Origin of the sequence: Amycolatopsis sp. NPDC051372 (assembly GCF_040682095.1) — a bacterium.
In the GTDB taxonomy this organism is placed as follows: Bacteria; Actinomycetota; Actinomycetes; order Mycobacteriales; family Pseudonocardiaceae; genus Amycolatopsis.
This window is the reverse complement of sequence record NZ_JBFBAF010000080.1, coordinates 1-7549: the sequence shown is the minus strand read 5'-3', so window position 1 is coordinate 7549 and position 7549 is coordinate 1. Positions and strand designations below refer to the sequence as shown.

Genomic DNA, 7549 nt, shown 5'->3' with positions numbered 1-7549 from the left:
GGTCCACCCGCGGCCGCGGCGAGAAGGCCGCCCCGGCGGGTCCGCACCGGCAGACCGCGCGCCGCCGCGTTCACGCGCGCCGACACCAGCGCCCGGCGCGACGGGCCCGAGGGAAAACGGGGAACACCCGCGTCGCCACTCTGCCCGGCACGGCCGCTTCGGCAGGCATCGTCGTCACGTCGGCCTCCTCATCAATTGTGCTTGCGGCTACCCGGCCTCCGGCCCCGAAAACTTCCACGCGCTCCACGGTGGACTCGCGTAGAGACACACGTTTGCCGCGCCAGGCAAGGGGTATTTTCTTTCCCCAAGCGGAAAACAGCCGTCCGGTCGCGCCGCGCGAACGACACCAGTTCCTCGGTCAAAGGGAACACCACGGGTCGGACGCGGCCCGGCCACCGAAACTCGCCGCTGCCTCCAAGCCTGGACGTTCAAACGTGCTGCGGGCGTGTGAGCGCTCCCCACGCGCGGGAGCCCGTCTTCGTGTGCCGAACCCGCCGGGGTCAGCCGGCGCCGGCCGACACGTTTTGGCCGACGCGAGATTGGTCACCAGAAGCGCGGGGTAGTCCACAACATGACTGACAAGACCGCACAAGCTGTTCCGAAGATCCGCGGCGAAGGGGATCGGGCTGCGGCACCTCACCGTGTGTTGTCCGCGATGGAAACAGCACGCGGGATTGATGCGCCCGCAGCCACGGTGGCGAAGCCGTTGCGCCGGCTCTTCGGCGGTCGCGTCGGCCGCGAGCTGGGTGGGCGCCGGATCGGGCACCCCCTGCACCCGCTCGCCGTCACCGTCCCCATCGGGGCTTGGGCGTGCGCAGCGCCGCTCGACCCGACTCCGGGCAACGACGCAGCCGCCCGGCGATTGGTCGTCGCGGGCGCGTTTTTCACCGCCTCCTATCTGCGACGCCGACACGAGCCGGCCGGTGGCAAGATCCTCGGCTTCGTCGACTTGATGGTCCTCAGCGCGGGCGGCGCGCTCGGTGGTCACCTGGCCTACGCGAAGGGCGCCGGCGTCTTCCGGTGGCAGTCCCCACGCCCGCAGGCGGTGGACCGATGACCGAGTTCCTGCGGATCTACCTTCGCGACCAGTTCGCCCTGGGCATCACCTGGCGCGAACTGGCGCGCCGGGCCCGAGGCAGTAACCGCGGGACCGAACTGGGAGACGCGTTGGCCGAGGTCGCGCAAGCCATCGCTGAAGACGTGCGGACGGTCGAACTGATCATGCGCGCGCTCGACGTGCGCCCGAACCGTGCCAAGGCCGCAGCCGCGTTCGCGGGAGAACGGCTGGGGCGGCTCAAGCGCAACGGCCGCCTGTGGTCCTATTCTCCGCTGAGCCGGTTTCTTGAACTAGAGGCCCTGGCCATGGGTATCGAAGGCAAAAAGATCCTGTGGACCACCCTCGGTGACCTGGCCGGCCTGCGCGCCCGCGTGCCGTCCATCGACTTCGACGACCTCATGGCTCGAGCCGACCACCAGCGAGACAAACTGGAGCCCTTCCGACGCCAGATCGGCATCGACATCATGAACTCCGGCCACCAGGAAAACTGATCGCGGCGACGCGGTTGGCGTCCGCGCCGTCGGAGCGCGGCGGCGAGCCGGCGCACCCTCGCGCTGATGTTCGAGCGGGACCACCCGTTGGCCATCACGTCGCGCCAGGAGCGCGCGAGAGTTTCGCCAACCAGGCGGCGGGTCACCGATTCGTCATACCGCCTTCGATCCGGCGTTGGCGCTCGAGGTGCATGCAGACGGCGATGTTGCCCAGGACGAAGCCCGCGAAGGCCACCGGTAACACCACGAGCACGCCGAACAGGATCAGCGCAAGCGCGATGACGTCCAAGGCGACGTTCACCGCGAACCAGCCGCGCCTCAGGGGCCACGCGGCCTCACCGAAGGCCTCGTGCACCCACGTGGCGTCCGTGGCTTTGAAGTGACGTTCGGTCGCGCGGAGACGTCGAGCTGCGTCTCGTGCTGAGACGGTCCTCTGCACGCCCGGAACCGTTGAGTCCATCGCCGCCACCTCGATTCGGAAAACGGTGCTGCCGGCTGCGCTCGGCGCGAGGCATACCCCCACCGGACGTCGTCAACCGTCGTTTTTTTCAAGCACGGGTTTACCGACGGACGGAGCGGGTAAGTGCGCGCCGGCAACGATGAGGATGTCCGGCGACGAAACCGAGGACCCGATGACCGACACCACGGCGCGCCCCACACCCGTCCCGCTCCGACCGGCCCGCACGGAGCCGCTCGGGTCGGTGATCCTGAAGACGATCCGCACGACCGATCACAAGACGATCGGCGTTCTCTACCTGTCGACCTCATTCGGCTTCTTCCTCGTCGGCGGGTTGACGGCATTGCTGATGCGAGGCGAACTGGCCCAGCCCGGGCTGCAGTTCCTCTCACCCGAGCAGTACAACCAGCTGTTCACCATGCACGGCACGATCATGCTGCTGCTCTACGCCACCCCGAACCTCTTCGGCTTCGCCAACTTCCTCGTGCCGTTGCAGATCGGCTCGCCGGACGTGTCCTTTCCCCGATTGAACGCGTTCTCATATTGGCTCTACCTGTTCGGCGGCTTGATCGTCTTGTCCGGCTACATCACCCCGGGTGGGCCGCCGGACTTCGGTTGGACCGCGTACACACCGCTGTCGAACGCCATCCACAGCCCCGGTGTCGGCGGTGACCTGTGGATCACCGGGCTGATCGTCACCGGCCTCGGGACGATCCTCGGGGCGGTCAACATGATCACCACCATCGTGTGTCTCCGCGCGCCCGGGATGCTGATGTGGCGGATGCCGATCTTCACCTGGAACATCCTGTTCACCGGCATCCTGATCCTGCTGGCGTTTCCGATCCTCACGGCCGCGCTGTTCGGGCTGCTCGCCGACAGACACATCGGTGCACACGTCTTCGACCCGGCCAACGGCGGCGCGATCCTGTGGCAGCACCTGTTCTGGTTCTTCGGCCACCCCGAGGTCTACATCGTCGCGCTGCCGTACTTCGGCATCGTCACGGAGATCATCCCTGTCTTCAGCCGAAAACCGCTGTTCGGCTACAAGACCATGGTGTTCGCGACCATCGGCATCACCGCGTTGTCGGTCGCGGTGTGGGCCCACCACATGTTCGCCACTGGTGCCGTGCTGCTGCCGTTCTTCTCGTTCATGACCTTCCTCATCGCCGTGCCCACCGGGATCAAGTTCTTCAACTGGATCGGCACGATGTGGAAAGGCACCCTCACGTTCGAATCACCCATGCTGTGGTCGATCGGTTTCCTCGTCACCTTCCTCCTCGGCGGGCTCACCGGCATCATCCTCGCCGCCCCGCCGCTCGACTTCCACGTGCACGACAGCTACTTCGTCGTCGCCCACTTCCACTACGTGCTGTTCGGGACGATCGTGTTCGCCACCTTCGCCGGCATCTACTTCTGGTTCCCCAAGATCACCGGCCGCATGCTCGACGAGCCGCTGGCCAAGTGGCACTTCTGGACGACCTTCATCGGCTTCCACACCACGTTCCTCATCCAGCACTGGCTCGGCGACGCCGGCATGCCCCGCCGCTACGCCGACTACCTGCGCAGCGACGGGTTCACCCTCATGCAGACCATCTCCACGATCGGGTCGTTCATCCTGGGCGCCTCGGTGCTGCCCTTCATCTGGAACGTCGTCAAGAGCTACCGCTTCGGCCAAAAGGTCGACGTGGACGACCCTTGGGGGTACGGCAACTCGCTGGAGTGGGCGACGACCAGCCCGCCGCCGCGGCACAACTTCCTCGAGCTACCCCGCATCCGCTCCGAACGGCCCGCGTTCGAGCTGCACTACCCGCACATGGTCGAACGCATGCGCGACGAAGCACACGTGACCCGAGGACACCCCCAGGGCAAAGCCTCTCCCTCCGAGATCGCAGCGGGCGCGACCCAGCCGGACGAGCAAGGCGGCAGTGCAGACCCCCGTGGACGCTGATCGGAGAGGCGTTGACGGTTGCGCCGCGACATGTTGCCCTCGCGATCCAGGCCCGCGGCCTCCCGCGTCTGCCGCCCCTGATCCGGGCACCGCAGCGAGTAGGGCGCGATCGTGGTCTTGGCCGGGTTTTATTCGCGACAACCCAACCGCTCGGATCGCCGAAGCCGAGCGCGAAGGCTGGCCAGGGGAAGCCGAGCAGCTCGGCGTCAGCCGGGCCGCCCGCCGCTCTCGCCATGCCGAGCAGGAACGGCGACCGGCGATTGAGCGGTCATCCCGTGCCCGACGGTTGCGCAGCAGTACTGAGCCCAGCCGCGGCGGTTCGGCGTCGGCGAACGAACCCCGCTCGGGCTCATGGGATCCAGGCACGACGGGCCTCAGAACGGTGCGAGTGTTCGGATTGTGGAGGCTGCGGGCTCAACCCGAAGTGACCGAACCAGGGTCGGGCCCGGTGCGCAGTGTCATCGCGGGTCGAGCACTCCGCGTCCGAGCGCTGGTGCGTAGCCGGGGTTGAGCTTGCCGGTCAGGCGTTCAGGCTTCGGCCAACGGACGTCGGTGGCCCAGCCGGCCTTCTCGAACAGCCAGATGATGCGGGCCGAGATGTCGATCTGGCCGCGGCGGACACCGTGGCGGGCGCCGGTCGGGTCGGCGTGGTGGGAGTTGTGCCACGACTCCCCCATCGACGCGATGGCCAACGGCCAGAAGTTCGCCGACTTGTCGCGGGCGGCGTAGGGCCGGTCACCGATCAGGTGGCACAACGAGTTCACCGACCAGGTCACGTGGTGCAGCACCGCGACGCGTACCAGACTCGCCCAGAAGAACGCCGTCACCGCCCCCCACCAGGACATCGTGGCGAGGCCGCCGATGAGGGCCGGCGCCAAGAGCGTGAGGACGGTCAGCACCGGGAACCAGCGATCGACGCGGGCGACGTCGCGATCGGCGAGCAGGTCGGGGGCGAAACGCTGGGCGTTGGTCTTCTGGCGGTCGAACAGCCAGCCCATGTGCGCGTGCCAGAACCCCTTGGCGAGTGCGGCCGGCGTGGTGCCGTAACGCCACGGGGAGTGCGGATCGCCTTCGCGGTCGGCGTAGGCGTGGTGGCGGCGGTGGTCGGCGACCCAGCCGATCACCGGTCCCTGCATGGCCATGCTCCCGGCCACCGCGAGCGCGATCCGCAGGCCGCGGCCGGCCTTGAACGCGCCATGGGTGAGGTACCGGTGGAACCCGATCGTCACGCCGAGGCAGGTGAGCACGTAAAAGCCGGCGGCCAGGCCGATGTCGATCCAGCCCAGGCCCCACCCCCACGCGAACGGCACCGCCGCGGCCAGCGCCAGCAACGGCACGACGGCGAACAGCTTCACCAACGAGTTCTCGGCCCGGGTCTTTTCGCCCGACAACATCGGTTTCGCCGGTTTTCGCGTTCCAGAGCGGGGGCGGGTGAGGGGTTGTGTCATGCGGTCGCTCATCTCTCGGGGACGGACGGTGGTCGCCGAATTTCTGGGCGATTGCCACCGGGATATCCCGGTCAGGGTCGGGCAAAACCGTTGAATGGTCACACGTGCGTCACGAGGAGACCGATCCGGCAAGTTGTCCACAGTGGATATTTCGCTGGAGAGTGCTGACCACGGACGGGGCTGCAGGTGTCCCGCTTCCGTCAGACGGTGCGCAGGGCGTGGGAGAAAGTGCTACAGCCGGGGCGTCGGCGTTGCCGGCCCAGCCGGAGGTGCTGCCTGTGGTGGTGGCGCCGGTGTTTTCGGCGGTGTCGGGCTCATCTGAGATGACCGTGCTGCTCGAGTGGCCACCCTGGTTCTGCGAGTCGCCGTGGCCCCAACCGCGACGGGCGAGCCGCTGCCGGTGGAGGTGATGGCGATGTTGCCACCGGAGTCGCCCGAGCTGCCGGACGTGCCGGTCACCACGACGTTCATGCCGATGGCGTCGCCGGCTGTGCCGGAGGCACGCCGTTGCCGCCGGTCGCGATGCTCGAGACGAAAACCGAGGACGCCCCCGCGACCACTGCGTGAGGAGCGTGCGTTCGTGGCCGCCGCCGTGTCGGTGCCGTCGTTGCCGGCCGTATCGGAGTCGCCGCCGGCGATGCTGGTGTTCAACGCGCTCCCGGTGCAGCCGGTCGACCCGAGGTCACCCCGAGTTGCCCGACGAGGCCGAGTTCGTGCCCAACGCCAGTGCACAAAGGCCCGCGGCGTGGTTGCCGCGGGACCTTCCGGCTCACCCGCGCCTGCGTGCCGACCTTCCGCGCCCAGGGCAGGACGGGCATGTGTTCGCCGCCCACGCCGCGACCGCGCTCGTCGGCGCGCAGACCGAAGCCCAGCTGCACGCCGCGAACAAGAGCCGCGACGTCATCGACATGACCAAGGGCATTTTCACGCAGCTCCGCGACATCGTGTGCGGACCCGACTCAGCCGTCGGCGGGCCGTGGCAGTCGAACCCTGATCGGCCCCCGCCACTGTTCATCTGGGTCGAGCACACGGCCACGTTGGTTATTCTGCGCCTGGCTCGGAACAGGCGATTACGGCGAGTACGAGAGCCCCGAGGTCGTTGCTATCGGCAAGCATGTCCAGCACGCCGACGGCCTGCAGCAAGGCGCGGGGTTGGCCGCGAATCTCCGTGACTCGGTAAGACGTGCCCCAGTCGACGGACGCGACGTAGCCGGCGAGGAGGGCGCTGACGCCGGCGGAGCTGAGAATCGTCACGTCCCACAGGTTCACCAAGAGTTCGTTCGGATTTCGGAGCTCGATCGCCTCGGTGATCACGGCTCTCAGCTCGTCGGCCGTGTAGCCGACCACGGGGCCACGAACATTGACTTGAAGAGTTCCGACGGCACGAGAACGAATATCTATGGAGAACGCCATGCTGCCTCCAGCCACTGCACGGGCTCCACAGAGCGCGACTGCGTCCGGTCTGGCTCGGAGTGTAGCGCCGGGGAGTCGGACTAGTGGGTGAGAAGCGGGCCCTGGCAACCACCACCACTGGAGGCCTCCTGCCGGCATGTGTAGAAATCTGATTCCGGGGAACTCGACGTCGGTGCGAGAGTTGAGATGGACCTAGCTGTGCGCAAGGTTTCGGGTTCTGCTGCAGGAGCACTGGACGTGGGCTCGTTCAGCGCTCGGCTCGTGGTGCTCGAGCCCGGCGGTACGCCACTGGCCCCCGCCCTGAGCCATCAGACGCGACTGCGCCTCGACCGTGAGCTCAACAACGACTGCCGCCTGAGCCCGCGCGGTATCGCGGCCATCTCCGCGGCGGTGGCCGATGGCGCAACCACGGCTGCACGCCACGACGTGCACAACCTCTTCCCGTTCGCCACCTCGTCGATCCGGGACGCGGCCAACGCCACCGAGGTGGTGCGCCGCGTCCGTCGCGACACGGGTGTGGAGCTGCAGTTCCTCTCCGGTCGGCGCGAGGCCGAGCTGACCTACGTGGGCGCGCGGCGCTGGTATGGCGCGTCCGCGGGTCCGTTGCTGGTGCTCGACATCGGCGGCGGCACGGTGGAGTTGTCCGCCGGCGGCGGTTCGCAGGCCGAGTTCGCCCGTTCGCTGCCGCTGGGTGCCCGCTCGGTCACGCGTGACTGGCTGCCGGCCGAGCAGCCG

Annotated in this window: 6 protein-coding genes and 1 pseudogene; 4 read left to right on the top strand and 3 right to left on the bottom strand. The window is 68.0% G+C overall.

Going from position 1 to position 7549, the window contains the following annotated elements:
* Nucleotides 1-655 precede the first annotated feature (655 nt).
* Both AB0M56_RS50200 and AB0M56_RS50195 read left to right on the top strand, forming a co-directional pair.
* Nucleotides 656-1057 carry a hypothetical protein gene (locus tag AB0M56_RS50200; RefSeq protein ID WP_364190680.1) on the top strand — a complete coding sequence of 134 codons (402 nt, stop codon included), beginning with the start codon at nucleotides 656-658 and terminating at the stop codon, nucleotides 1055-1057.
* On the top strand, nucleotides 1054-1548 hold the full coding sequence (locus AB0M56_RS50195; protein ID WP_364190677.1) for a hypothetical protein: 495 nt from the start codon (nucleotides 1054-1056) through the stop codon (nucleotides 1546-1548). The genes AB0M56_RS50200 and AB0M56_RS50195 overlap by 4 nt, the downstream gene beginning before the upstream one ends.
* Before the next feature lie 142 nt (nucleotides 1549-1690).
* On the opposite strand, the gene AB0M56_RS50190 is transcribed toward AB0M56_RS50195, so the two are convergent.
* Nucleotides 1691-1903, bottom strand: coding sequence for a hypothetical protein (locus AB0M56_RS50190; protein WP_364190674.1), 213 nt, complete (start codon nucleotides 1901-1903; stop codon nucleotides 1691-1693).
* Between the two features lie 277 nt (nucleotides 1904-2180).
* Between AB0M56_RS50190 and ctaD the strand changes: the two genes are divergently transcribed.
* Nucleotides 2181-3953 (top strand): cytochrome c oxidase subunit I, encoded by a 1773-nt coding sequence (gene ctaD, locus AB0M56_RS50185; protein ID WP_364190682.1) that lies wholly within the window; start codon nucleotides 2181-2183, stop codon nucleotides 3951-3953.
* A gap of 458 nt (nucleotides 3954-4411) precedes the next feature.
* Here the strand turns inward: ctaD and AB0M56_RS50180 are convergent, their stop codons facing one another.
* Nucleotides 4412-5347, bottom strand: coding sequence for an acyl-CoA desaturase (locus AB0M56_RS50180; protein ID WP_364190671.1), 936 nt, complete (start codon nucleotides 5345-5347; stop codon nucleotides 4412-4414).
* Nucleotides 5348-6442: 1095 nt separating this feature from the next.
* Nucleotides 6443-6814: an STAS domain-containing protein gene (locus tag AB0M56_RS50175; protein ID WP_364190668.1), complete on the bottom strand. Its 372-nt coding sequence runs from the start codon at nucleotides 6812-6814 to the stop codon at nucleotides 6443-6445.
* Between the two features lie 198 nt (nucleotides 6815-7012).
* Between AB0M56_RS50175 and AB0M56_RS50170 the strand changes: the two are divergent.
* Nucleotides 7013-7549: pseudogene (locus AB0M56_RS50170) on the top strand (exopolyphosphatase); the annotation flags it as partial.

Excerpts from the sequence above, each read along its gene's own strand:
- AB0M56_RS50200 (WP_364190680.1), top strand. The coding sequence starts at position 656 with ATGGAAACAGCACGCGGGATTGATGCGCCCGCAGCCACGGTGGCGAAG.
- AB0M56_RS50175 (WP_364190668.1), bottom strand. The coding sequence starts at position 6,814 with ATGGCGTTCTCCATAGATATTCGTTCTCGTGCCGTCGGAACTCTTCAA.
- AB0M56_RS50195 (WP_364190677.1), top strand. The coding sequence starts at position 1,054 with ATGACCGAGTTCCTGCGGATCTACCTTCGCGACCAGTTCGCCCTGGGC.
- ctaD (WP_364190682.1), top strand. The coding sequence starts at position 2,181 with ATGACCGACACCACGGCGCGCCCCACACCCGTCCCGCTCCGACCGGCC.
- AB0M56_RS50180 (WP_364190671.1), bottom strand. The coding sequence starts at position 5,347 with ATGTTGTCGGGCGAAAAGACCCGGGCCGAGAACTCGTTGGTGAAGCTG.